20 protein-coding genes are annotated in these 24,271 nt (G+C 70.2%); 10 read left to right on the top strand and 10 right to left on the bottom strand.

Annotated elements, in window-relative coordinates; all coding sequences use genetic code 11:
* Nucleotides 1-22 precede the first annotated feature (22 nt).
* Nucleotides 23-925: an LLM class flavin-dependent oxidoreductase gene (locus tag J8M51_RS39600; protein ID WP_086752599.1), complete on the top strand. Its 903-nt coding sequence runs from the start codon at nucleotides 23-25 to the stop codon at nucleotides 923-925.
* Nucleotides 926-1,083: 158 nt separating this feature from the next.
* Entirely contained in the window at nucleotides 1,084-1,953 is an 870-nt protein-coding gene (locus J8M51_RS39595) for a Cof-type HAD-IIB family hydrolase (protein ID WP_086752623.1), read from the top strand.
* A gap of 70 nt (nucleotides 1,954-2,023) precedes the next feature.
* Here the strand turns inward: J8M51_RS39595 and J8M51_RS39590 are convergent, their stop codons facing one another.
* The 5 genes from J8M51_RS39590 to hisC all read right to left on the bottom strand — a co-directional run bounded on the left by J8M51_RS39590 (nucleotide 2,024) and on the right by hisC (nucleotide 10,713).
* Nucleotides 2,024-3,088 (bottom strand): M23 family metallopeptidase, encoded by a 1,065-nt coding sequence (locus tag J8M51_RS39590; RefSeq protein WP_086752597.1) that lies wholly within the window; start codon nucleotides 3,086-3,088, stop codon nucleotides 2,024-2,026.
* A gap of 202 nt (nucleotides 3,089-3,290) precedes the next feature.
* Nucleotides 3,291-6,788 carry a thiol reductant ABC exporter subunit CydD gene (cydD, locus tag J8M51_RS39585; protein WP_179202887.1) on the bottom strand — a complete coding sequence of 1,166 codons (3,498 nt, stop codon included), beginning with the start codon at nucleotides 6,786-6,788 and terminating at the stop codon, nucleotides 3,291-3,293.
* A 108-nt stretch (nucleotides 6,789-6,896) separates the two neighbouring features.
* Nucleotides 6,897-7,901: a cytochrome d ubiquinol oxidase subunit II gene (gene cydB / locus J8M51_RS39580; protein ID WP_086752593.1), complete on the bottom strand. Its 1,005-nt coding sequence runs from the start codon at nucleotides 7,899-7,901 to the stop codon at nucleotides 6,897-6,899.
* Nucleotides 7,902-7,928: 27 nt separating this feature from the next.
* Nucleotides 7,929-9,437 carry a cytochrome ubiquinol oxidase subunit I gene (locus J8M51_RS39575; RefSeq protein WP_086752591.1) on the bottom strand — a complete coding sequence of 503 codons (1,509 nt, stop codon included), beginning with the start codon at nucleotides 9,435-9,437 and terminating at the stop codon, nucleotides 7,929-7,931.
* A gap of 196 nt (nucleotides 9,438-9,633) precedes the next feature.
* Nucleotides 9,634-10,713, bottom strand: a complete 1,080-nt coding sequence (hisC, locus tag J8M51_RS39570) for a histidinol-phosphate transaminase (protein ID WP_086752589.1) — start codon at nucleotides 10,711-10,713, stop codon at nucleotides 9,634-9,636.
* Between the two features lie 434 nt (nucleotides 10,714-11,147).
* Here hisC and J8M51_RS39565 point away from each other — a divergent pair, with 434 nt between their 5' ends.
* From J8M51_RS39565 to J8M51_RS39555, 3 genes are all read left to right on the top strand, one after another.
* Nucleotides 11,148-12,260, top strand: a complete 1,113-nt coding sequence (locus J8M51_RS39565; protein WP_086752587.1) for a LacI family DNA-binding transcriptional regulator — start codon at nucleotides 11,148-11,150, stop codon at nucleotides 12,258-12,260.
* Between the two features lie 199 nt (nucleotides 12,261-12,459).
* Nucleotides 12,460-13,554 carry a metallophosphoesterase gene (locus J8M51_RS39560; protein ID WP_256964047.1) on the top strand — a complete coding sequence of 365 codons (1,095 nt, stop codon included), beginning with the start codon at nucleotides 12,460-12,462 and terminating at the stop codon, nucleotides 13,552-13,554.
* 183 nt (nucleotides 13,555-13,737) lie between these two features.
* On the top strand, nucleotides 13,738-14,616 hold the full coding sequence (locus J8M51_RS39555; RefSeq protein ID WP_086752583.1) for a hypothetical protein: 879 nt from the start codon (nucleotides 13,738-13,740) through the stop codon (nucleotides 14,614-14,616).
* Between the two features lie 231 nt (nucleotides 14,617-14,847).
* Here the strand turns inward: J8M51_RS39555 and thiC are convergent, their stop codons facing one another.
* Nucleotides 14,848-16,674 (bottom strand): phosphomethylpyrimidine synthase ThiC, encoded by a 1,827-nt coding sequence (gene thiC, locus J8M51_RS39550; protein WP_086752581.1) that lies wholly within the window; start codon nucleotides 16,672-16,674, stop codon nucleotides 14,848-14,850.
* Nucleotides 16,675-16,894: 220 nt separating this feature from the next.
* On the opposite strand from thiC, the gene J8M51_RS39545 reads away from it, so the two are divergent.
* Complete coding sequence (locus J8M51_RS39545) at nucleotides 16,895-18,271, top strand: YibE/F family protein (protein WP_086752579.1); 1,377 nt, start codon at nucleotides 16,895-16,897, stop codon at nucleotides 18,269-18,271.
* A 29-nt stretch (nucleotides 18,272-18,300) separates the two neighbouring features.
* On the opposite strand, the gene J8M51_RS39540 is transcribed toward J8M51_RS39545, so the two are convergent.
* From J8M51_RS39540 to J8M51_RS39525, 4 genes are all read right to left on the bottom strand, one after another.
* Nucleotides 18,301-18,738: an SsgA family sporulation/cell division regulator gene (locus J8M51_RS39540; protein ID WP_005482911.1), complete on the bottom strand. Its 438-nt coding sequence runs from the start codon at nucleotides 18,736-18,738 to the stop codon at nucleotides 18,301-18,303.
* A gap of 98 nt (nucleotides 18,739-18,836) precedes the next feature.
* Nucleotides 18,837-19,562, bottom strand: coding sequence for an IclR family transcriptional regulator (locus J8M51_RS39535; protein ID WP_086752621.1), 726 nt, complete (start codon nucleotides 19,560-19,562; stop codon nucleotides 18,837-18,839).
* 744 nt (nucleotides 19,563-20,306) lie between these two features.
* Nucleotides 20,307-20,519, bottom strand: a complete 213-nt coding sequence (locus J8M51_RS39530) for a DUF5326 family protein (RefSeq protein ID WP_045558480.1) — start codon at nucleotides 20,517-20,519, stop codon at nucleotides 20,307-20,309.
* A 163-nt stretch (nucleotides 20,520-20,682) separates the two neighbouring features.
* On the bottom strand, nucleotides 20,683-21,000 hold the full coding sequence (locus J8M51_RS39525; protein WP_086752577.1) for a cupin domain-containing protein: 318 nt from the start codon (nucleotides 20,998-21,000) through the stop codon (nucleotides 20,683-20,685).
* A gap of 57 nt (nucleotides 21,001-21,057) precedes the next feature.
* Here J8M51_RS39525 and J8M51_RS39520 point away from each other — a divergent pair, with 57 nt between their 5' ends.
* The 4 genes from J8M51_RS39520 (at nucleotide 21,058) to J8M51_RS39505 (ending at nucleotide 24,173) form a co-directional block, all read left to right on the top strand.
* Nucleotides 21,058-21,435, top strand: a complete 378-nt coding sequence (locus J8M51_RS39520; protein WP_086752575.1) for a phage holin family protein — start codon at nucleotides 21,058-21,060, stop codon at nucleotides 21,433-21,435.
* An 8-nt stretch (nucleotides 21,436-21,443) separates the two neighbouring features.
* On the top strand, nucleotides 21,444-21,935 hold the full coding sequence (locus tag J8M51_RS39515; RefSeq protein ID WP_086752573.1) for a low molecular weight protein-tyrosine-phosphatase: 492 nt from the start codon (nucleotides 21,444-21,446) through the stop codon (nucleotides 21,933-21,935).
* Nucleotides 21,932-23,077 (top strand): cystathionine gamma-lyase, encoded by a 1,146-nt coding sequence (locus J8M51_RS39510; RefSeq protein ID WP_086752571.1) that lies wholly within the window; start codon nucleotides 21,932-21,934, stop codon nucleotides 23,075-23,077. Before J8M51_RS39515 ends, J8M51_RS39510 begins: the two co-directional genes overlap by 4 nt.
* A gap of 190 nt (nucleotides 23,078-23,267) precedes the next feature.
* A complete protein-coding gene (locus J8M51_RS39505) occupies nucleotides 23,268-24,173 on the top strand; it encodes a LysR family transcriptional regulator (RefSeq protein ID WP_086752569.1) in 906 nt (301 codons plus the stop codon).
* The last annotated feature ends 98 nt before the right edge of the window (nucleotides 24,174-24,271 follow it).

Here is a 24,271-nt window from a genome sequence, read left to right as displayed (position 1 = left end):
CCGCTGCCCTTACGCTCGATGTATGAGTCTGCGTCTGAGCACCGTGATCCTGCCGTACCTCCGCTGGCACGAGGGCGGCCGTGACATGTGGCAGCGGGCCGAGCAGATCGGGTTCCACACCGCGTTCACCTACGACCACCTGTCCTGGCGGACCTTCCGGGACGGACCGTGGTTCGGCGCCGTGCCGACCCTGACCGCGGCCGCCGCCGTGACCGACCGTCTTCGTCTCGGCACGCTCGTGACCTCGCCGAACTTCCGGCACCCGGTGACCCTCGCCAAGGAACTGATCTCCCTCGACGACATCTCCGGCGGCCGGCTCACCCTCGGTGTCGGCGCGGGCGGCACCGGCTTCGACGCCACCGCCCTCGGCCAGGAACCATGGACCCCGCGCGAGCGCGCCGACCGTCTCGCCGAGTTCGTCCCCCTGCTCGACCGGCTCCTCACCGAGGACTCCGTCTCGTACGAGGGCGACTACTACTCCGCCCACGAGGCACGCAACATCCCCGGCTGCGTGCAGCGCCCCCGGCTGCCCTTCGCGGTGGCCGCCACCGGGCCGCGCGGCATGCGGCTGGCCGCACGGTACGGACAGGCGTGGGTGACCACCGGGGACCCCAAGCTGTTCGAGTCGGGCACCCCTGAGCAGTCGGTCCAGGCCATTCGCGGACAGGTGGAGAAGCTGGCCGACACCGCCGCCGCGCTCGGCCGGGACGCGACCGGACTCGACAAGATCCTTCTCACCGGTTTCACCCCGGACCGCGGACGACCGCTGCAGTCGCTGGACGCGTTCGTGGACTTCGCGGGCCGCCACGCCGAGCTGGGCATCACCGACCTCGTGATCCACTGGCCGATCCCCGACTCGGTCTTCGCCACGGACGAGAAGGTGTTCGAGCAGATCGCCATGGAGGCACCGGCCCAGCTGGCCTGAGCGCCCCGGGAGCGCCTGCGGCCTCGGGCCGACGCCTCACTGAAGGGCGGGGACGGCCGCCCGGAACAGCGCAGGTGACAGACCCGGCCAGGGCGGTGATCACTCACCTGTGCGGGTGCCCGCACGACCGTGCGCGCATATGCGCGACAATGGGGTCCGTGACCTCAGCGACGCGACAGCCCGAGACCCCGGCCCCGACCGTCCCGCTCCGGCTGATAGCCACGGACCTCGACGGCACCCTGCTCCGCGACGACAAGTCGGTCTCCCCTCGCACCGTCGCCGCCCTCGCGGCCGCCGAGGAGGCCGGCGTCGAGGTGTTCTTCGTCACCGGCCGCCCCGCCCGCTGGATGGATGTCGTCAGCGAGCACGTCCACGGCCACGGCCTGGCGATCTGCGGAAACGGCGCCGCCGTGGTCGACCTGCACGGCGGCCCGGGCGCTCATCGCTTCGTCAAGGTCCGCGAGCTGGCGCGGGAGAACGCGCTGGACGCCGTACGGCTGCTGCGGGAGGCCGCGCCGGGCACGGTGTACGCGGTCGAGCAGACCTTCGGCTTCAACCAGGAGCCCGAGTACCCGAAGCTCCACATGGAGATCCCCGACGCGCTCGCCCCGGCCGAGAAGCTGCTGGCCCCGGGCGGTGTGGCCGACGACGAGCCCGTGCTGAAGATCCTCGCGTACCACCCCTCGATCGACCCCGACGACTTCCTCGCCACCGCCCGGATCGCCGTCGGCGACCGTGCCACGATCACCCGCTCCAGCCCCAGCGCCCTGCTGGAGATCAGCGGACCGGGCGTCTCCAAGGCCAGCACCCTCGCCCTGTGCTGCGCCGAGCGCGGCATCTCCCATGAGGAGGTCGTCGCCTTCGGCGACATGCCGAACGACGTCGAGATGCTCACCTGGGCGGGTCAGTCGTACGCCATGGGCAACGCCCACCCGGACGTCCTCGCGGCGGCCTCCGGCCGAACCGTGGCCAACAACGAGGACGGAGTGGCGGTCGTGATCGAGCGGCTGCTGGCGGAACGGCTGTAGCCGGGCCGCCCCCAAGCCCCACCGGCCTCTACCGGCCACCACCGGGTCAGTACCGGAGCACCCGCCGGGTTCACAGCTCCACCCCGTGCTCGCGCAGCCACGGCACGGGGTCCACGCCCGACCCCAGCTCCGGGGTGACCCGTACCTCGAAGTGCAGGTGCGGTCCCGTGGAGTTGCCGGTGGTGCCCGCCTGGCCGATCCACTGCCCAGGCGTCACCCGGTCTCCCTGGTCGACGGTGACGGCGGCGAGGTGCGCGTACTGCGTGTAGTAGCCGTCCGCGTGCTCGACGACGATCTCGATGCCGAAGGCACCCCCGCACGACACCTTCACCACCCTCCCCGCCCCGACCGCCCGCACCGGTGTGCCGATCGGGACCGCGAAGTCCTGCCCGGTGTGCTGACTGGCCCAGCGCTCACCACCGCTGCCGTAGCCCGCGGAGAGGTCGTACGTGGCCACCGGAGCGACCCATGCCTTCGACCGGCCGTCGTCCGGCTGGTCCAGCCGAACGGCTCCCCGGCACGCGCCGGCCGCGACCGCCGCGTCGGCCTGCCCCTGGAGAGTCCACTGCGCCTCCTCCAGCCTCTCCTCGATCGCCCGCTTGACGCCGGAGAGCCCGATCTTCCACTCCTCCAGCGCCCGCCACGCCGCAGCGGCCTTCGCCTCGTCCGCGGCGAGTCCCGCCTCCGCGCGGCGGCTCTTCGACACGGCGTTGTTGACCGCCAGATCGGCCTGCCAGACGGCCCGCTGACCTCGCATCAGCTCCTCGGTGTCCTCCGCGAACAGCATCTGCGCCGTGTACGGCACCCCGCCGCCCTCGCGGTACTGGGCGCGCGCGATCCGGCCGAGGTCGGCGTTGAGCACGGCGGTCTGCTTCCGTTCCCGTACGAGGAGCTTCTCCAGCCGCCGCGCCTTCGTCTTCTGCGCCTCGGCCGCCCGCCGCCCCGCCTCGTACCGCTGTGTCGCCACCGCCGCTTCCTCGAACAGCCGCGCCACCCGGGCGCTGGTCCCTTCCTCGCCGGACGCGCCGGGCGCCCCACCGCCATCGCCTTCGGCAGCCGTCGGCCGGGCCACGACGATCACCGAGGCACACAGCACCACGACGGCGAGAAGCGGGTGTCGACGAGAGAAGCGCATAGCAGCGATCGTGGCCCGGTCCACCGCCGCAGTCCTGTTCGAGTCGTACGGCCGGGGGACACAGTGCCCCGGACGGTCCAAGATCCTGGGCCGAACAGGGTCCGGGTCGCGGGGTGTTCGGCGCGGAGCCTTGCGGGGCGGTCCCGGTCCTGCTGGACAGGCCCGGTCAATAGACCGCGGAGCCAGGCAGGACGCGCTCGCCTCAGACTCCGGCCAGAAGCTCCCCTGCCGCCTCCCGCTCCACCATCGCCCGCAAGGGCCCGTCCACCAGCGCCAGTTCCGCGTAGGTCCCGCGCTGGGCGACCCGTCCCTCCGCCAGTACGACCACCTCGTCCACGGCGTCGAGGCCGGCCAGCCGATGGGTGATCAGCAGGGTCGTACGGCCCTCGGTCGCGGCCAGCAGATCCGCGGTCAGCGCGTCCGCCGTCGGCAGGTCCAGGTGTTCCGCGGGCTCGTCCAGGACGAGGACCGGGAAGTCGGCCAGCAGTGCGCGGGCGAGGGCCAGCCGCTGACGCTGGCCGCCCGACAGCCGGGCTCCGTGCTCGCCAATCAAGGTGTCCAGCCCGTCGGGGAGTTCGTCGGCCCAGTCGAGCAGCCGCGCCCGCGCGAGCGCGTCCCGCAGTTCCTCCTCGTCCGCGTCCTTCCGGGCGAGCAGCAGGTTCTCCCGCACCGAACTGTCGAAGAGGTGCGCGTCCTGGGCGCACAGCCCCACGAGCCGCCGTACGGCGTCCCCGTCGAGCGCGTACGCGTCCACTCCGCCCAGCGCGTACGTCCCTTCCCGCGCGTCCAGGAAGCGCAACAGCACCTGGGCGAGCGTCGTCTTGCCCGCCCCCGAGGCACCGACCACGGCGATCCTGCGCCCCTGGTCGAGGGTGAGATCCAGCCCGGCGAGCGCGTCCCGCTCCTGCCCGGCGTACCGCGCGCCGAGCCCAGCCAGCCGCAGCGGGAACGGCGACACCGGCGCCTCCACCGGCGCCTCCGGTTCGCGTACGGGGTCGGGGGCGTCCAGTACCTCGTACACGCGCTCCGCGCTCCTGCGGACCCGCTGGCGGAACTGGACGGCCGACGGCATCCCCAGCACCGCCTCGAACGCGGCCAGCGGGGTGAGGACGACGACAGCCATGGCCACGCCGCTCAGCCGGCCGTCGACGACGGCCTGGGCACCGAGGAGAGCGGTGGCGGCGACGGTGAGCCCGGAGACCAGCGCGGTGAGCCCGTCGCCGAGCGCGGTGGCGGTGGCGGCGCGGGAGGCGATCCTGGTGAGCACCCGGTCGGCTCGGCGCACCTCGGCGGTACGGCCGGGCAGGGCGCCCGCGACCGTCAACTCGGCGGTGCCGGTGAGCAGATCGGCCACACGGGTGGCCAGCACTCCCCGGGCCGGCGCCAGCCGGTGCTCAGCCCGCCGGGCCACGGCACCGGTCACGAGGGGCACCCCGGCACCGGCGGCGAGCAGCCCGACGGCGAGTGCGGCCCCGGCCTCGGGCAGCAGCCAGGCGGTGAACCCCACGGACGCGGCGGAGACGACCGTCGCGGCCCCGGCGGGCAGCAGCCAGCGCACCCAGTAGTCCTGCAAGGCGTCCACATCGGCGACCAGCCGCGAGAGCAGGTCGCCCCTCCGCGTCGTCCGCAGCCCGGCGGGCGCCAGCCGCTCCAGCCTCCGGTAGACGGCCACCCTCGTGTCCGCCAGCATCCGCAGCACGGTGTCGTGCGACACGAGCCGCTCCGCGTACCGGAACACCGCCCGCCCGATCCCGAAGGCACGCGTCGCCGTCACCGCGACCATCAGATAGAGCACCGGGGGCTGCTGCGAGGCCCGTGAGATCAGCCACCCGGAGGTCGCCATCAGCCCGACGGCGCTGCCCAGCGCGAGGCTGCCGAGCACCAGGGCGAGGACGAGCCGGCCCCGGCGCGGCCCGGCCGTACGGCGGACCCGGGTCAGTACGCGTCCATTCTGTTCCAGCGGCAGATCCTCAGCGGGCGCCGGGGCCGGAGCCTCCTGTCGTCCCGGACTGCGCGGCGCTTCGGTCCCGCTCTCGACGGCCGTCACCGGTGCCGCCCCGCGCCCCGGGGCCTCCTCCAGACGCACCACCCGGTCCGCCACTGCCAGCAGCGCAGGCCGGTGGACCACCAGCAGCACCGTCCGGCCGGCCGCCAGCCGTCGCACCGCCTCCACGACCTCCGCCTCGGTCTCCCCGTCCAGCGAGGCCGTCGGCTCGTCGAGGAGCAGCACGGGCCGGTCGGCGAGGAAGGCCCGGGCGAGGGCCAGCCGTTGCCGTTGTCCGGCGGAGAGACCGGCGCCGTCCTCGCCGAGGACCGTCTCGGCTCCGGCGGGCAGCGCGTCCACGAACTCCAGCGCCCCCGCGTCGGCGAGGGCCCCCCGTACCGCCGTGTCGTCCGCGTCCGGACGGGCCAGCCGAACGTTCTCGGCGATCGACCCGGCGTACAGGTGCGGACGCTGCGGCACCCACGCCGCGCGCGAGCGCCACTGGTCCAGGTCGAGCGAGGCGAGGTCGGCTCCCCCGACCCGCACGGTGCCCGCCGTCGTCTCCGTGAACCCCAGCAGGACGTTCAGCAGCGTCGACTTGCCCACCCCGCTCGGCCCGACGAGGGCCACCGTCTCGCCGGTGGCCACGGTGAGGGACACGTCCGAGACGGCGTCGTACGACCGGCCGGGGTAGCGGACGGTCACCCCGTCGAAGTGGATGCCACCGACGGACGGCACGGCACCGGTCCCGGAGGCCGGCACCGGAGTCTCCAGGACCTCGAAGATCTCCTCGGCCGCCGCGAGCCCCTCGGCGGCGGCGTGGAACTGGGCGCCCACCTGCCGGACCGGCAGATATGCCTCGGGAGCCAGCACGAGGATGACCAGCCCGATATACAGGTCCATCTCACCGTGCACGAGCCGCATGCCGATGGTGACCGCGACCAGTGCGACGGAGATCGTGGCGAGCAGTTCCAGCGCGAAGGAGGACAGGAAGGCGATCCGCAGCGTCCGCATGGTCGCCTGGCGGTACTCGCCGGTGATCCGCTTGATCGACTCGGCCTGTGCCTTGGCCCGGCCGAAGACCTTCAGCGTCGGAAGCCCGGCGACGACGTCCAGGAAGTGCCCCGACAGCTGTGACAGCAGCCGCCACTGACGGTCCATCTGCGAGCGGGTGGCCCAGCCGATCAGCACCATGAAGACCGGGATCAGCGGCAGCGTGCCGACAATGATCGCCGCCGACACCCAGTCCTCGGTGACGATCCGCGCGAGTACCGCGACGGGCACGACGACGGCGAGGCCCAACTGCGGCAGATAGCGCGAGAAGTAGTCGTCGAGCGCGTCGACCCCTCGGGTGGCGAGGGAGACCAGCGAGCCGGTGCGCTGTCCGCTCAGCCAGCCGGGGCCCAGCGCGGTGGCCCGCTCCAGCAGCCGCACCCGCAGCTCCGACTTCACCGCCGCACTCGCGCGGTGTGCGGCCAGCTCGGTGAGCCAGGAGACGAGGGCCCGCCCCAGCGCGACCACCGCCAAGAGCAGCAGGGGAGTGCGGAGTTGAGCGACCGGTATCTCGTGCTGGAAGGCGCCGACCACCACTTCGGCGATGAGCATGGCCTGGGCGATGACCAGGGTCGCGCCGACCACACCCAGACCGACGACCACCGCCAGGAAGAGACGGGTGGCACGGGCGTACCGCAGGAGTCGCGGGTCGATCGGTTTCACGTGAAACACCCTCTTCTCAGCAGGCATGTTTCACGTGAAACATGCCCCTTCGGCCCGAGGCGGTGTGTTTCACGTGAAACATCGTCAAACACACCGCCTCACGGGGACTCAGTGCGCCGACTCGGCGATGTGCTGGGTACCGATTCGCTTGCGGAACACCCAGTACGTCCATCCCTGGTAGAGCATCACGACCGGTGTGGCGATGGCCGCGCACCACGTCATGATTTTCAGGGTGTACGGGCTGGACGAGGCGTTCGTCACCGTGAGACTCCAGTCCTCGTTCAGCGAGGACGGCATCACATTCGGGAAGAGGGTCAGGAAGAGCATCGCGACGGCGGCCACGATGGTGACTCCCGACAGGGCGAACGCCCATCCCTCGCGCCCCGCGCGAACCGCCACCAGCGCCGTCAGTAGCGCGGCGACGGCCACGACCACCGCGACCAGCGAGACACCGTCGCCCTTCTCGATCTGGGTCCAGAGCAGGAAGAGCAGAGCCAGCCCGGCCGTCACGGCACCGACGCGCAGAGCCAGCTTCCTCGCCCGCTCCCTGATGTCCCCGACGGTCTTGAGGCCGACGAACACCGTGCCGTGGAAGGTGAAGAGCGTCAGCGTGACCAGACCGCCCAGCAGGGCGTACGGGTTGAGCAGATCGGCGAGGTTGCCGACGTACTCGAAGTCGCGGTCGATCTTCACTCCGCGCACGATGTTGGCGAAGGCCACGCCCCACAGGAACGCGGGGAGCAGCGAGGTCCAGAAGATCGCCGTCTCCCAGTTGCGCTGCCACCTCTCCTCGGGCCGCTTCACGCGGTACTCGAAGGCGACGCCCCGGACGATCAGGCAGACCAGGATGAGCAGCAGCGGCAGATAGAAGCCGGAGAAGAGGGTCGCGTACCACTCGGGGAAGGCGGCGAAGGTCGCGCCGCCCGCCGAGAGCAGCCACACCTCGTTGCCGTCCCAGACGGGCCCGATGGTGTTGATGAGGACCCGCTTCTCCGGACGGTTCCGGGCCAGCAGCTTGGTGAGGACACCGACCCCGAAGTCGAAGCCCTCCAGGAAGAAGTAGCCGATCCACAGGACGGCGATGAGGACGAACCAGACGTCGTGAAGTTCCATGACTGTGCTCCCTTGGCCCGGTGCGGCCTAGTACGAGAAGGCCATCGGCTTGTCGGCGTCACGGGAGTCGCCGCCGATCTTCGTGGGCGGGTTGAGGTCGGCCTCCGTCAGCTCGGGCGGTCCCGCCTTGACGTACTTCGCCAGCAGCTTGACCTCGACGACGGCGAGGATCGCGTACAGCGTCGTGAAGACGATCATCGAGGTGAGGATCTCGCCCTGGGAGACACCGGGGGAGACCGCGTCCTCGGTGCGCAGCACGCCGTAGACGACCCACGGCTGACGGCCCATCTCGGTGAAGATCCAGCCCCAGGAGCTGGCGATCAGCGGGAAGCCCAGAGTGAGGACCGCGATGCGCCAGTACCACTTGGTGAGGGTCGGGCCGAGGGCCTTCTTGGGCAGCAGCACGAGATGCGGCACCTCGTCCTCGCCAACCCGCAGGTGCCGCGGCAGCAGGAACTTCTTGCGGGTGAGCCAGAGCCCGACCGCGCCGATGGCCACGGACGCCATACCGAAGCCGATCATCCAGCGGAAGCCCCAGTAGGCGACGGGGATGTTGGGCCGGTAGTCGCCGGGCCCGAACTTCTCCTGCTCGGCCTTGTTGACGTCGTTGATGCCGGGGACGTACGAGTCGAAGTCGTCGTTGGCAAGGAAGGACAGCAGGCCGGGGATCTCGATGGCGACCGTGTTGTGGCCCTTGTCGACATCGCCGTAGGCGAAGACGGAGAAGGGCGCGGGCGCCTCGCCGTCCCACAGGGCCTCGGCGGCGGCCATCTTCATCGGCTGCTGCTTGAACATGACCTTGCCGAGCAGATCGCCGCTGATCGCGGTGAGCATGCCGGCGACGATCACGGTGACCAGACCGAGGCGCAGCGAGGTCTTCATCACCGGGATGTGCTTCTTGCGGGCCAGATGGAAGGCGGCGATGCCGACCATGAAGGCGCCGCCGGCCAGGAAGGCCGCCGAGAGGGTGTGGAAGACCTGGGTGAGCGCGGTGTTCTGGGTCAGGACGAGCCAGAAGTCGGTCAGCTCGGCCCGGCCCTTGGCCTCGTTGATCCGGTAGCCGACGGGGTGCTGCATCCAGGAGTTGGCCGCGAGGATGAAGTACGCCGACAGGATCGTGCCGATGGAGACCATCCAGATACAGGCCAGATGGATCTTCTGCGGGAGCTTGTCCCAGCCGAAGATCCACAGACCGATGAAGGTGGACTCGAAGAAGAAGGCGATCAGCGCCTCGAAGGCGAGCGGGGCCCCGAAGACATCACCGACGAAGCGGGAGTAGTCGGACCAGTTCATCCCGAACTGGAACTCCTGCACGATGCCGGTGACGACACCCATCGCGATATTGATCAGGAAGAGCTTGCCCCAGAACTTGGTGGCCTTGAGGTACTTCTCCTTCTTCGAGCGCACCCACGCGGTCTGCAGGCCGGCGGTGAGCGCGGCGAGCGAGATCGTCAGGGGGACGAAGAGGAAGTGGTAGACGGTCGTGATGCCGAACTGCCATCGCGCCAGTGTCTCCGGCGCCAGAGCGAAGTCCACGTCTTCTCCTTACATGCCGTGGCACTGCGGCAGTTTGTCCCGCCTGGCACGCAACATCTCAGACAAACGGGACGAGCTTGTGAACGCGTTCACATTCACAAGCAATTATGACGCATGCTCGTTCGAGGTGGGAGCGTGGGGTCCCAAAAAAGCAAGGGGTCCGGAGAAAATCCCCGAACCCCCTGGTCAGAGCCTTCTAGAGCTCCTTGCGGAACGTCTCCGTCACCTTGAGGAAGATGTCGTTCGCCTCGGTCTCGCCGATCGTCACCCGCACGCCCTCGCCCGGGAACGGCCGCACGACGACACCGGCCCGCTCACACACACCGGCGAACTCGACCGTGCGCTCCCCCAGCCGCAGCCACACGAAGTTCGCCTGTGTCTCGGGCACCGTCCAACCCTGGCCGCGCAGGGCCTCGACCACGCGGTTCCGCTCGCAGACCAGTGAGCCGACCCGGCCGAGGAGCTCGTCCTCCGCACGCAGGGAGGCGACCGCGGCGTCCTGTGCGAGCTGGCTCACACCGAACGGCACGGCCGTCTTGCGCAGGGCGGCTGCCACCGGCTCGTGAGCGATCGCGAATCCCACCCGGAGGCCCGCGAGACCGTACGCCTTGGAGAAGGTACGAAGCACACAGACGTTCGGCCGCTCACGGTAGAACTCGACACCGTCCGGCACCTCGACATCCCGTACAAACTCTCGGTACGCCTCATCCAGCACCACCAGCACATCGCTGGGCACCCGGTCGAGGAAGCGCTCGAGCTCAGCTCGGCGGACCGCCGTCCCCGTCGGGTTGTTCGGATTGCAGACGAAAATCAGCCGAGTCCGGTCGGTGATCGCGTCCGCCATCGCGTCCAGGTCGTGCACATCGCCCGGCGTCAACGGGACCTGCACGGACGTGGCCCCGCTGATCTGCGTGATGATCGGGTACGCCTCGAACGACCGCCAGGCGTAGATCACCTCGTCGCCGGGGCCCGAGGTCGCCTGCAGCAGCTGCTGGGCGACCCCGACCGAGCCGGTGCCCGTGGCCAGATGGGTGACCGGGACCCCGAAGCGGTCCGCCAGCTCGCTCATCAGCCCCGTGCACGCCATGTCCGGGTAGCGGTTGAAGTTCGCCGCCGACCCCGTCACGCTCTCCAGCACTCCGGGGAGGGGCGGATAGGGGTTCTCGTTGGAGGACAGCTTGTACGTCACCGGGCCGCCCGCCGCGGCCGGCTTGCCGGGCCTGTAGGTCGGGATCCCGTCCAGCTCGGCGCGCAGCTTGGGGCTCGTCTCGCTCACCGCAGTCCTCCTCATCGACGTAATGCTTCTCACCTTATGAGGATTCGGCGCCCCTGCGAATGGCCGGTGGACAACCGCGTCCGCCGCGAGACCGCGCAGCCGCCACCCCTCATCCACGCCCCTCCTGTCCCATCCGCCCCACGGGCATCAGCGCACGAAGGTGTACGAATCAGGGGGCGCGCTGCTCGCGAGCGTGCGCGCCGGTGGCTCACGCCGTGGCGCGCATCACCCGTGCAGGTGAGTTGAGACCTCTTCGAGACATCAGCTACTTGGCAGGCCCATGCGCGTCGACAAGTCACGTCCTGGCATTGGATCGCTCAACTCCCTTGCAATGCAAGGAAATTGACCCATGGTGACCTTGCAGAAACGTGCCTGTCAACGAGTGCATATGCGTCCGCACTACCCCACCGCATGAGCCCTACTATCGGCTCGCCATGACAGCAGCAGGGAAGCACCAGGTGAGCCGCGCGGAAACTCCCCGCCGAGGCAGCCGGTCGGGCCGGGCGGGCATCCGGGACGTGGCCGCCGCCGCCGGAGTCTCCATCACGACCGTTTCCGACGCCCTCAACGGCAAGGGCCGGCTCCCGGACGCCACCCGACGCCATGTACGTGAGGTCGCCGACCGACTTGGCTACCGCCCCTCGGCGGCAGCCCGAACCCTCAGAACCGGCAAGTCGGGCCTCATCGGCCTGACCGTGACCACTTACGGGGATGAACCTTTCACCTTCACCGAGTTCGCGTACTTCGCGGAAATGGCGCGGGCCGCCACCTCGGCCGCGCTGGCCCGGGGCTACGCCCTGGTCATCCTTCCCGCGACCTCGCGGCACGACGTGTGGTCGAACGTCGCCCTGGACGGCACCGTGGTCATCGACCCCTCCGACCACGACCCGGTCGTCAGCGAACTGGTCCGCCAGGGCTTACCGGTGGTCTCGGACGGCCGCCCGGCCGGCACGCTGCCGGTCACCGCGTGGGTCGACAACGACCACGAGGCCGCCGTCCTCGGCATCCTCGACCACCTCGCCGACGCGGGAGCCCGCCGGATCGGACTCCTCACGGGCACGACGACGGACACGTACACCCATCTCTCCACCACCGCGTATCTGCGCTGGTGCGAGCGTGTGGGCCAGGATCCGGTGTACGAGGCCTATCCGGCGCACGATCCGTGCGCCGGCGCCGTCGCCGCCGACCGGCTGCTGGCCCGCCCGGACCGTCCGGACGCGGTCTACGGCCTCTTCGACCCGAACGGCACCGATCTGCTGGCCGCCGCCCGGCGGTACGGCCTGCGCGTCCCCGACGACCTGCTGCTGGTGTGCTGCAGCGAGTCCGCCGTGTACGCGACCACCGAGCCGCCGATCACCACGCTCTCGCTCAAGCCGCGCCGGATCGGCACGGCTGTGGTCCAGCTCCTCATCGATGCCATCGAGGGGGTCGAATCGGACCAACCGGTCGAGCAGGTGATACCGACGGAGCTGATCGTGCGGACCTCGTCCGAGCGGCGTCCGCCGCGCAGGACTGTCAGCCCGCCGCGGTCACCCGAAGAGGGTTGACGCCCCGCTTGAGGACCCGAACGGGAATTGGGCGGGGAGAGCACCGCCCAATTCGGGAGAAAACCGCGGTGAACCGGGGCCCTGCGCCATTTCACCACCCCTGGGTCATCACATGGCGCGATCCGCATTCCTATGATGGGCGCACACACCGCGGGCCGCTGCGACCAGGCAGTCCGATGCGGTGCAGCTGCGGGCGATGGTGGTGGAGGGGTCGATGACTCAGGGGGCCGGTCAGGGACCCGAGGTGCGGACGCCGACGGTGCGCGATTTCCGCGTGCCCGCGTACGTCCACGAGGCCGGTCCGTACGGACACACCGCGGATCCCGGTGAGGCCGCCGGGCCCGCCGCCGACGAATCCGAGGGCTACCCCGAGGGGTACACCCCGACCCAGCGCGACCTCCCGGTGATCAACCGGGGTGACACGCTTCAGGTCGTGATCGACCCGGAGGAGGTCGCGGCCGAGCGGTCGTCCCGGCCGAGCCCGCTCTTCGTCGTCGGGGACGTCCACGGCTACCTCGACGAGTTGCTCGCCGCACTCCACGCGAAGGGCCTCGTCGACGCCGCGGGCAACTGGTCGGCGGGCACCGCCCGGCTCTGGTTCCTCGGCGACTTCACCGACCGGGGCCCGGACGGCATCGGGGTCATCGACCTGGTGATGCGTCTGTCCGCCGAGGCCGCCGCGGCCGGCGGCTACTGCAAGGCCCTCATGGGCAACCACGAGCTGCTCCTGCTCGGCGCCAAGCGGTTCGGCGACACCCCCGTCAACTCCGGCGCGGGCACCGCCACCTTCCAGGCCGCCTGGCTGCTCAACGGCGGCCAGAAGACCGACATGGACCGCCTCCAGGACCACCACCTCCAGTGGATGGCCCGCCTGGACGCGATGGAGGAGGTCGACGGCCACCTCCTGGTGCACTCCGACACCACCGCCTACCGCGACTACGGCGACTCCATCGAGGCGGTCAACGACACCGTCCGCGAGACGATCACCCGTAACGACCCGGACGAGGTCTGGGACCTCTTCCGCAAGTTCACCCGGCGCTTCTCCTTCCGGGACGAGGGCGGCGCCGACGCTGTGCGCTCGCTGCTGGAGATCTACGGCGGCACCCGCATCGTCCATGGCCACAGCCCCATCCCGTACCTCCTGGGCGAGGTCGGCTCGGAGGACGGCGAGGACGGCACGGGCCCGTCGGTCGACGGACCGTACACCTATGCGGAAGGTCTGGCCGTCGCCATGGACGGCGGCGTGACCATGGCCGGAAAGCTGCTGGTCCAGGAACTTCCGCTGCCTACCTGAGCCGTCAGCGGGCAGGCGTCTCAGGTCGGAAGACTTCGCTGGCCAGGGGCCAATTTCTTCAAACCCCCTGTCACCGCCTGCCGTCACCGCTCTACCATCGGCTTATCCGTAGCAGGCTCCCCTCCGTTTCTGCCCGACGGCTCGTCAGCATGCCGAGCCACAAGCCCTACGGAGCATCGGGGGATGCACATGAACAGCGTTCCGCAGCACCTGCTCAGTGAGGACCGCCAGGAGTACGAGCGGATCCTCGGCGAGGCGCTGCGCTCCGCACCACACCGCCCGGAATTCGCCGTCGGCCTCCAGCGGCTCAACCCCGAACAACTGCGCACCATGGCCCTCAACGCCACGGCGATCATCACCGCCGCCGCGTCGACCGAATACCAGTACTACGTCAAGGTCCGCGACGAATTCCGCAGCCCGTCGTCGGCCACCACACCCACCGGTGAGGGAACGGCGTCCGGCTCCAGCGAACCGGACGGCTCCGCCGTGGGGCTCGCGGCCACCGTGGGCGAGGTCACCGAGGCGGTCGGCGCGGGCGCCGGTGCCATCGCCGCGGTGCTGGCCCCCGTCCTCGCCGGCACGGCCGCCGTGCTCTTCCTGTTCGTCGGGTACGTCATGAAGGTGCTCGACCCCGAGCGGGCGATCGCCGAGACGCTGCTCACCACGGGGTGGGTGTTCGGCGCGGTCACGGCCGCGGCGATCCTGGTGGCCGCGGTCGGCCTCCTGCTCACCGCCCTGCGCAACAACGCCACCGCCCTCCAGGACGACAGCGCCCGCAGCGAGCTGAACGAGGAGGTGACCCGGGCCAGGGACGCCTGGCGCGACACCCTGCTGGAGCGCGGCATCCTGCCGTTCCTCCGCGACGCCCTCGCGAACCCGGGCCCGGCACTGCTGAGCGAGCCGGACCGCCCGGCCCCGCCCAGCCGTATGCCGCACCTCGGCTACAACCGCCCGAGCTTCAGCAGCAGCCCGGACAGCAGCAGCGCGGGCTCCCGCGCCGGCTACAGCAGCCCGGACTTCTCCAGCCCGGACTTCGGCGGACCGGAACACCAGCCCGAGTAGCACCCGGGCACCGGCCGCCGCCCCGGAAGCCACCGGGCCTCGGCGGCCATCCGGCACACCCCCGGTCCCGACCGGGACCGGCCGCACGGCACCGCCATCCGCGGCGGCGGGCTCTCCCGGCAACCGCCCGGAAGAGCACCGCTCGTCGCACGGCAGCAGCGTCGGCGGCCACGACGACAGGCGGCCTCACCACGTCCGCCGTCCCCGCGTACCGCCCGGCGTCGACGGGTCTCAGTCGGCCATCGGCAGATAGACCCGGTTCCCCGCCTCCGCGAACTCCTTGGACTTCTGAGCCATCCCGGCCTCGATCTCGGCCCGGGAACCGCCGTGTTCACGACGGATGTCCTGGGAGATCTTCATGGAGCAGAACTTCGGCCCGCACATGGAGCAGAAGTGGGCCGTCTTGGCCGGTTCGGCCGGGAGGGTCTCGTCGTGGAACTCGCGGGCCGTGTCGGGGTCGAGAGCCAGGTTGAACTGGTCCTCCCAGCGGAACTCGAAGCGGGCGTCCGACAGCGCGTCGTCCCACTCCTGTGCGCCAGGGTGTCCCTTGGCGATGTCCGCGGCATGGGCCGCGATCTTGTAGGTGATGACACCGGTCTTGACGTCATCACGATTGGGCAGTCCCAAGTGCTCCTTGGGCGTGACGTAGCAGAGCATCGCAGTGCCCCACCACGCGATCATCGCGGCACCTATGCCCGAGGTGATGTGGTCGTACGCCGGGGCGACGTCCGTGGTCAGCGGGCCGAGCGTATAGAACGGAGCCTCATCGCAGATCTCCTGCTGAAGGTCGATGTTCTCCTTGATCTTGTGCATCGGGACATGTCCCGGGCCCTCGATCATGGTCTGTACGTTGAAACGCTTCGCGATCCGGTTGAGTTCCCCGAGTGTGCGCAACTCCGCGAACTGGGCCTCGTCGTTGGCGTCCGCGATGGAACCCGGCCGCAGGCCGTCGCCGAGAGAGTAGGTGACGTCGTAGGCGGCGAGGATCTCGCACAGTTCCTCGAAGTTCTCATAGAGGAACGACTCCTTGTGGTGCGCCAGGCACCAGGCCGCCATGATCGAGCCGCCGCGCGAGACGATGCCGGTCTTGCGGTTCGCGGTGAGCGGTACATAGGCGAGACGCACACCCGCGTGGACCGTCATGTAGTCCACGCCCTGTTCGGCCTGCTCGATGACCGTGTCCTTGTAGATCTCCCAGGTCAGCTCCTCGGCCTTGCCGTCGACCTTCTCCAGTGCCTGGTAGAGCGGCACCGTGCCGATGGGGACGGGGGAGTTGCGCAGCACCCATTCACGCGTGGTGTGGATGTTCCGGCCGGTGGACAGGTCCATGACCGTGTCGGCACCCCATCGGGTCGCCCAGGTCATCTTCTCCACCTCCTCCTCGATGGAGGAGGTGACCGCCGAGTTGCCGATGTTGGCGTTGACCTTCACCAGGAACCGCTTGCCGATGATCATCGGCTCGATCTCCGGGTGGTTCACGTTCGCGGGCAGGACGGCCCTGCCCGCGGCGATCTCCTCACGGACGACCTCCGGCGAGACATTCTCCCGTACGGCCACGTACTCCATCTCGGGGGTGATCTCCCCGCGTCGCGCGTACGCGAGCTGGGTCACCGCCCGGCCGTCCCTGCTCCGGCGAGGCTGGCGCGGCCGGCCCGGGAACACCGCGTCGAGGTTGCGCAGCCCGCCGCGGGGCGAGGTGTGCTTGATCCCGTCGTCCTCGGGGCGGACGGGCCGGCCCGCGTACTCCTCGGTGTCTCCCCTGGCGATGATCCAGTTCTCGCGCAGGGGGAGCAGCCCCCGCCTGACGTCGGTTTCCGCTGTCGGATCGGTGTACGGGCCGGAGGTGTCGTACAGGGTGACGGACTGCCCGTTGGTGAGATGCACCTGACGGACCGGCACCCGCAGATCGGGGCGCGAGCCCTCGATGTACGCCTTGTGCCAGCCGATGGACTTCCCGTCCTCCAGGGGCTGTTCGCCCTGGTTCCCCTGGTTCTCCGACGCGGCGGTTGTCCCGCCCGTCTGGCTGGAGGCAGGCGTGCGTGTGTCCTCGATGGTCATGAGACCTACTCCCTACGCCGGCATTACCCGGTAACAGGTTCAGCGGTCGACGCAGCGATTTCCGCCCGACGATGTTCCACGTGAAACATCGCGTCTGCGGAGGTCAGCGCCCTCTCAGCCCGGTGCTCCGAGCTCCCGCGTGTGCAAAGGTGCCTCCACGCTAGCGGCAGATGTGGCGCGGTGAACAGTGGGCCTCGCTCGTTCTTGCGATGATCGGTCGGTGACCACGACGCAGCAGCCCCCGCCTCCGCCCTCCGAGCCGCCCCACGGCCATGGCCCCGGCTCGTCCTCCGGCGGCGGCCACGGCCATTCGCACAGCCACAGCCATGGACCCGCCGCGCCCGTCTCACAGCACCTGCGCAAGGTCATCGCGGCGGTGCTGATCCCCTTCGCGACCGCGGTCGTCGTGGGCCTCGTCGTGCTCTGGCCCGGCGGCGCCCCGTCGCATGAGCGCACCGGTGTGGGCTTCGACCGGCAGACCCAGCAGGCCACGGTCACCAAGGTCGAGGAGGTCGACTGCTCGTCGGTGAACGCCTCCGGCGAGACCCCGACCGGCGACACCTCCACCGCCGAGGGCTCGTCCGCCCAGCAACAGGCGGGTGGCACCTGCAAGAAGGCCACGATCCGGGTCGACACCGGCGACGACAAGGGCCGTACGTTCACGGAGATCGTCCAGCCGGACCAGTCCCGGCAGTTGGAGCAGGGGCAGGAGGTCGTGGTCGCGTACGAACCCGCCGCGCCCAAGGACCTGCAGTACTCGGTCACCGATGTGAACCGGAAGTTCCCGATGGCGCTGCTCGCCGGGATCTTCGCGCTCGCCGTCGTGGTGGTGGGCCGGATGCGTGGTGTCATGGCCCTGGTGGCGCTGGCCATCAGCTTCCTGGTGCTGACCCTCTTCATCCTGCCCGCCATCCTGCAGGGCTCGAATCCGCTGGTCGTGGCGGTGATCGGGGCCAGCGCGATCATGCTGATCGCCCTCTACATGTGCCACGGGCTCTCGGCCCGGACCTCCGTGGCGGTGCTCGGCACCCTGATCTCGCTGCTGCTGATCGGCCTGCTCGGCTCGGGGTTCATCGGCTGGGCCTATCTGACCGGCAACACGGACGACAACACCGGTCTGATCCACGGCCTCTACCCGACGATCGACATGAGCGGTCTGCTGCTGGCGGGCGTCATCATCGGCTCGCTCGGCGTCCTCGACGACGTGACGGTCACCCAGACGTCCGCGGTCTGGGAGCTGCACGAGGCCAACCCGGCGATGGGCCGACGGGACCTGTACCGAGCCGGAATCCGTATCGGCCGGGACCACATCGCGTCGGTGGTCAACACCCTCGTGCTCGCCTACGCGGGTGCCGCGCTGCCGCTGCTGCTGCTCTTCTCGATCGCGCAGAGCAGCGTCGGCACGGTCGCCAACAGCGAGCTCGTCGCCGAGGAGATCGTGCGTACGCTCGTCGGCTCGATCGGCTTGGTGGCATCGGTGCCGCTGACCACCGCGCTGGCCGCGCTCGTCGTCTCGGCCGACCGCCCGGGCACCCCGGAAGCGGCGACCGTGCCGGCTCCGGCCCGTGGGGGGAGGGGCCGACGCCGCAAGCGCTGAAGCGTTACGGCACGCCGACGCCGTAACGTTCAGCCCGCGCTCTGCTCCTCCGCGAGGATGCGGTCCAGAGCCTCGTCGAGCAGCGTGTCGAAGTCGGCGAGGGAACGCTCCTGCCCCAGCGGCACCAGCTTGTCCGTACGGTCCAGGAAGGCCACCAGCGGCGCCGTACCGACCCGGAACATCGCCTGGTCGGTGCCGACCTGAAGCCGGATCAGGACCTCGCCGAACGTCTCCGGATCGGCGGGCGCGATGTGGACGTCCCCGTCCCCGCAGGGCCGCCCCACGCCGTCGATGAGCAGCTCCCGCCCGAAGGCCCAGGTCACCGGGGCATCGCCGGGCAGGTGGAAGGTCAGCCGCACGGCATAGGGATCACAGGTCTCGTAACGCAGCTCCACAGGAATGCGGAAGGAGAGCTCCTCCGAGACGAGGAAGCTCATCATGACCTCTGCCTGTACCGACTCGCGCATCGCCTACCCCGCCGTGTTCGTCGACTGGCCAGGAATCATCCGCCTGACACTCCTGGAAGTTTGCTGAAAGTACACGAGAGATCACAAGGAGTGATTTTTCAGATGCTGATAGAGATCGCGAGTGTCCCTAGTAGCTTTCCGATCTCGGTCTGCAACTGATGGGCGACCGGCAGCAGCCGGTCCGCCTGGTGTGAGGGCAGCGAGACGGCGAGGGTCCCGGCGGTGGTCCCCACGGTGATGGGAATCGCGGCGCAGACCGTCCCCAGGGCGTACTCCTGCCGCTCGACGACCGGTTCCATCCGCCCGATCCGGTCCAGGCGCCGCAGGAACGTCTCGTCGTCACGGACCGTGTACGGGGTGAGCGACTGCACCGGATGGCGGCTGAGGTGGTCTCTGCGGGCCTCTTCGCCCAGCTGGGACAGCAGGCACTGCCCGATGGCGTGCGCGTGACCCGACTCACGGAAGTCGGCCCACTCCTCGACCGCGGGGATGTTCGAGCTGTCGGCGACGCACATGACCTCGATCTCGCCGTCCCGGTAGATCGCGAAGTACACGGGCACGCCCAGGGCGTCCCGCCAGTGCGCCAGCGCCTCGCCCACCGTGCTGCGACGTTTCTGCTGCGCTCCGCTGCTGCTCAGCCGCTCCGCCGCTTCGCCGAGGAAGAACAGTCCCCTCTCCCGGCGCAGATAGCCCTCGTGGACCAGGGTGCGGAGCAGGTGGTAGGCCGTGGGAAGCGCGAGCCCGGCGTCCCGCGCCAACTGTTTGGCGGGCGCCCCGTGTTCCCGCTCGGCGACGGCCTCCAGCAGCCGCATGGCCCGCTGCACGGAACCGATCAGGGTGCCGGAGTTCGTCTCCGACACGGTCGGCGCCGGGGACGGAATCCGTGCTCCCCTTCCCGGGCCGCGCCCGGGAGGCGACGGAGGCCGGACGGGACCCGCCGCCTGCGGCTGGATCCGGGCGGGCGGCGCCAGAGGCTGCGCCTGCGCGGCGGGCGGCGGTGCCGGCGGCTGCGCCTGCTTCAGGACCGTGGGCGCGGGTGATACCGTCCGCCCGCGCCGCGGCTGTGTCGGGGGAGGTTCGGGACGTCGCACGCTCTCCTCGCCCGGCGAGGTACGTGGCTGCACCGGGGGAGCCGGCGCCTTGGCGGGCACCGTACGCGGCGGCCCCTGCGGGGCGTGGTGCTCCGCTGACCGGACGGACGGGGGCTCGACCGCGGCGGTCGGTGCCGACCGGGGGCCCGGCTGTGTGGGCGGAACGGCACTCTGTGTCGACCGGGAACGCTGCCGGGCGGAGGGGGAGAGCGGTTCTGCCGGTGCGGTGTCAGCCGTGGCCAAGGGTCACTCCCGAAGCGCGAGGAGGGCCGCCCGTGCGGGGGACACGGGAGGGAGATGCGCCGCCCGCGGGGGTCGAGCCCGCGACGAGTTCCCGGACTCTAGCCGCCCGTCACCGCTCGCCGACGGCCCTGCGGGGAAACTTCCCTCGCGCGAGGGAACCTCACGTTCCTGTTACCGCCGCGCCCTGACCGGCCTCACCCACTCACGCCTCAGTGGTCACGTGGCGCTGACGCCTCACCAGTCGCCGCGCGAGGAGGAACCCGCCGTGAACTTCCTTACGACGTAGATCAGTCCGCCGACCAGTGCCACGAAGACCAGCACCTTGAAGAGCAGGCCCACCACGACCTGGACGACGCTGACTATCAGCCCTCCGAACACCAGCAGGGCGATGACCGGCACCGCGATCCATTTCACCCACCACGGCATCCCCGCGAAGATCTCCCGCATCGCCCTGCTCCTTGTGTCTCCACCCGTCGCCCCGCCGACGGGGCACTGCTTCCGGGCCTACTGCTGTCCTGTCATCGATGCTATGGCCACGAGGGGGCCGTCCGGGGGCCTCGCACCCCTTGTCCGTCCCTGATCGTCCCCCTAGGGAACACCGAAGCGGACGTCAGCCCTCCGGCGGAGAGAACACCACCACGACCCTCAAGTCCTCGGTGATGTGATGGAACTTGTGAGCCACCCCGGCGGGCACGTACACGACACTGCCGCGGGCGACCTGGGTGGTCTCGAAGCCGACCGTGAGCGCGGCCCGGCCGCTCACCACGAGGTACACCTCGTCCTGGCTGTGCGGCTTCTGTGGATCGAGCTCGCCGGCATCGAGTGCGTACAGACCGACCGACATGTTCCGCTCGCGCAGGAACTGCAGATAGGCACCGTCGTTGGCGGCGCGCTCCGCCTCCAGTTCATCCAACCGGAATGCCTTCATCGACTTAGTCGCCCCTGCCCGGTGCTCGTACCGATCGCTTCTGCCACGATCAGACACATGATGAATTTCCTAGTCAAGACGATCGCCAACGCGGGCGCCCTGGCGGTCGCCGTCTGGCTGCTCGACAAGATCACGCTCACCGGGAACAGCACGGGCAAGAAGGTCGGCACGCTGCTGCTGGTCGCTCTTGTCTTCGGCCTGGTGAACGCGGTGGTCAAGCCGCTCGTGAAGCTGCTGACCCTCCCGCTGTTCATAGTCACGCTCGGCCTGTTCACACTGATCGTGAACGCCCTGATGCTGCTGCTCACCTCGTGGCTGGCCGACGTCCTCGACGTGAGCTTCCATGTGGAGGGCTTCTGGACCGCCGTCCTCGGCGGCCTGATCATCTCGATCGTCTCCTGGGCGCTCTCCCTCGTCCTGCCCGACGGGGACTGAGGTCCGGCATGACCTACCGAGTCTGCTTCGTCTGCACCGGCAACATCTGCCGCTCCCCGATGGCCGAGTCCGTCTTCCGCGCCCGCGTCGAGGAGGCCGGACTCGACGGTCCGGTCGAGGTCGACAGCGCGGGCACCGGAGGCTGGCACGAGGGCGACCCGGCCGATCCGCGCACCGTCTCCGTCCTGGAGGCGAACGGCTATACCGGCCACCACGCGGCCCGGCAGTTCCAGGCCTCCTGGTTCACCCGTCTCGACCTCGTCATCGCCCTCGACGAAGGTCATCTGAAAGCCCTGCGCCGCCTCGCGCCGACCCCGGCCGACGCGGAGAAGGTCCGGCTCCTGCGCTCCTACGACCCCGCCGCCGGCGACGATCTCGACGTTCCGGACCCCTACTACGGGGGAATGGACGGATTCGAGCAGTGTCTGGAGCTCGTGGAGGCGGCGAGCCCTGGCCTGCTGGCCTCCGTACGCGAGAAGGTGGAGGGACAGGCCGCATGAACACGGAGAACCCCGCCACAGGCCCCGGAGACGGCACCCGCGCGGTGCGGGCCGGACTGCCCGAACCCGTCAAGCACGAACCGACCCTCCCCGGGCCGGTCTTCGCCGCCCACTACCACCTGCCGGGCGAGCCCACCGGCCCGTACGCCTACGGACGCGACCAGAACCCCACCTGGACGCTCCTGGAGCGCGCCATCGGCGAGTTGGAGGCACCGGGCCGAAGCGACGTGGAGACGGCCGTCTTCGCCTCCGGCATGGCAGCCATCTCGGCCGTCCTCTTCTCCCAGTTGCGCACCGGCGACGTGCTCGTCCTGCCGAGCGACGGCTACAACGTGCTGCCGCTCGCCGGTGAGCAACTGCGCTCGTACGGCATCGAGGTGCGCAGCGCCCCCACGGGCGGCGACGCCCAGCTCGACGCCCTCGCCGGCGCCAGGCTGCTGTGGATCGAGACGCCCTCGAACCCGGGGCTGGACGTGTGCGACATCCGGCGGCTGAGCGAAGCGGCACGCGCGCGTGGCTGTCTCGTGGCCGTCGACAACACCTTGGCGACCCCTCTGGGGCAGCGGCCGCTGGATCTCGGCGCCGACTTCGCCGTGGCCAGCGGCACCAAGCAGCTGACCGGACACGGGGACGTCCTCCTCGGGTACGTCGCCGGGCTCGATGCCTCGCTGATGGCCGGTGTCCGGCGGTGGCGCAAGATCGTCGGGGCGATCCCGGGCCCGATGGAGGCCTGGCTCGCGCACCGTTCGCTCGCCACGCTCCAGCTGCGGGCCGACCGGCAGAACGTCAACGCCCTGGCGGTGGCCGAGACGCTCAAGGGCCGGCCCGAGGTGTCCGGGGTGCGGTATCCAGGGCTCCCGGACGATCCCTCGCACAAGATCGCCTCGCAGCAGATGCGGCGCCACGGCTGCGTGGTGTCGTTCGCGCTGCCCACGCGCGAACATGCCGAACGCTTCCTCGACGCCCTTCAGCTCGTGGACGACGCCACGAGCTTCGGCGGGGTGCGCTCCACCGCCGAGCGACGCGGCCGGTGGGGAGGCGACGCCGTTCCCGACGGCTTCATCCGCTTCTCGGCCGGGGCGGAGGACACGGACGATCTCGTGGCGGATGTGCTGCGTGCGCTCGCCGTGGCTACCGAGTAGTACTCCGCTACGTACGACGGACGGTCCGAGCCTCCCCCCTCGTGGCTCGGGCCGTCCTCGGTTCCGCGCGCGAAGAACCGCGCGAACAAGGCTAGTTGACTCTGTGTCAGTGTCCAATCACAGTAGCGACAGAGGCCTATCGACTTATTTATAGTTGGGCGCTCCGAGGGCGGCGAAAGGAGGAGCGACCATGGATCTGGCCTTACTGCGCACCTTCGTGACCGTCCACCGGGCCGGTTCCTTCACCCGCGCCGCCGCCCTGCTCGGCCTCTCGCAGCCGGCCGTCACCTCACAGATACGCACCCTGGAACGCCAGCTGGGCCGCCCGCTCTTCCTGCGCCAGGCCCGCGGTGTCACCCCGACGACCATCGGCGACGAACTCGCCCACAAGGCCGCGCCGCATCTCGACGCGCTGGTGGAGATCGCCGAGACCGGCCTCGACGACGACTCATCCTTACGGACCCTCCACCTCGCCGGTCCGCCGGAGTTCACCGCCGAGCGCGCCCTGCCCGCCCTCACCGAGCTGACGGGGGACGACGGTCAGGGCTTCGCGTTGCGGGTCTCCTTCGGGAACACCGACGAGACGCTGGAGGGCCTCGCCGCCGGGCACAACGACCTGGCCATCACGACCGCCCAGCCGCGCGGCCCGCTGCTCACCGCCACTCCCCTCTGCGACGAGGAGCACGTCCTGGTCGCCGCTCCGCGCTGGGCGGACGAGACAGACCCCGACAGGCTGCGCCGCAAGGGGGCGCACACGCTGGAGGGCCTCCCCGTCGTCGAGGTACACGAGTCACTGCCCTTCCTCACGCGCTACTGGGCCTCGGTCTTCGACTCCCGCCCCGCCGCCTCCGGCACCGTCGTCGTCCCGGATCTGCGCGCGGTCCTCGCCTGCGCGATCTCGGGCGCCGGACTGGCCGTACTGCCCCGCTATCTGTGCGCTCCCGCCCTGGAACGCGGTGATGTCGTCGCGCTCCTCGACCCCGCGGTGCCCCCGCTGCGGACGTACTTCCTGGTCGTCCGCTCCGGAACACTGGCCATGCCGCACATCGCACGGGCACACGAGTGGCTGCTGGAGGCCGCGGCGAACTGGTTCTGAGGGGCCCCGGAGCGTCTCTCCGGAGGGAGATCGCCGGCGGCAGCCTGCGCGTCGCCACCGGGATGCGGCTCTTCCTCGCTCCGGCGATGTTTCACGTG

This window comes from Streptomyces griseiscabiei (assembly GCF_020010925.1).
In the GTDB taxonomy this organism is placed as follows: Bacteria; Actinomycetota; Actinomycetes; order Streptomycetales; family Streptomycetaceae; genus Streptomyces; species Streptomyces griseiscabiei.
Note: the sequence above shows the minus strand (reverse complement) of the source record. Positions and strands in the feature narration are given on the sequence as shown.

Excerpts from the sequence above, each read along its gene's own strand:
- J8M51_RS39600 (WP_086752599.1), top strand. The coding sequence starts at position 23 with ATGAGTCTGCGTCTGAGCACCGTGATCCTGCCGTACCTCCGCTGGCAC.
- J8M51_RS39590 (WP_086752597.1), bottom strand. The coding sequence starts at position 3,088 with ATGCGCTTCTCTCGTCGACACCCGCTTCTCGCCGTCGTGGTGCTGTGT.
- cydB (WP_086752593.1), bottom strand. The coding sequence starts at position 7,901 with ATGGAACTTCACGACGTCTGGTTCGTCCTCATCGCCGTCCTGTGGATC.
- J8M51_RS39565 (WP_086752587.1), top strand. The coding sequence starts at position 11,148 with ATGACAGCAGCAGGGAAGCACCAGGTGAGCCGCGCGGAAACTCCCCGC.
- J8M51_RS39555 (WP_086752583.1), top strand. The coding sequence starts at position 13,738 with ATGCACATGAACAGCGTTCCGCAGCACCTGCTCAGTGAGGACCGCCAG.
- thiC (WP_086752581.1), bottom strand. The coding sequence starts at position 16,674 with ATGACCATCGAGGACACACGCACGCCTGCCTCCAGCCAGACGGGCGGG.
- J8M51_RS39540 (WP_005482911.1), bottom strand. The coding sequence starts at position 18,738 with ATGCGCGAGTCGGTACAGGCAGAGGTCATGATGAGCTTCCTCGTCTCG.
- J8M51_RS39530 (WP_045558480.1), bottom strand. The coding sequence starts at position 20,519 with ATGCGGGAGATCTTCGCGGGGATGCCGTGGTGGGTGAAATGGATCGCG.
- J8M51_RS39525 (WP_086752577.1), bottom strand. The coding sequence starts at position 21,000 with ATGAAGGCATTCCGGTTGGATGAACTGGAGGCGGAGCGCGCCGCCAAC.
- J8M51_RS39520 (WP_086752575.1), top strand. The coding sequence starts at position 21,058 with ATGATGAATTTCCTAGTCAAGACGATCGCCAACGCGGGCGCCCTGGCG.
- J8M51_RS39515 (WP_086752573.1), top strand. The coding sequence starts at position 21,444 with ATGACCTACCGAGTCTGCTTCGTCTGCACCGGCAACATCTGCCGCTCC.
- J8M51_RS39510 (WP_086752571.1), top strand. The coding sequence starts at position 21,932 with ATGAACACGGAGAACCCCGCCACAGGCCCCGGAGACGGCACCCGCGCG.
- J8M51_RS39505 (WP_086752569.1), top strand. The coding sequence starts at position 23,268 with ATGGATCTGGCCTTACTGCGCACCTTCGTGACCGTCCACCGGGCCGGT.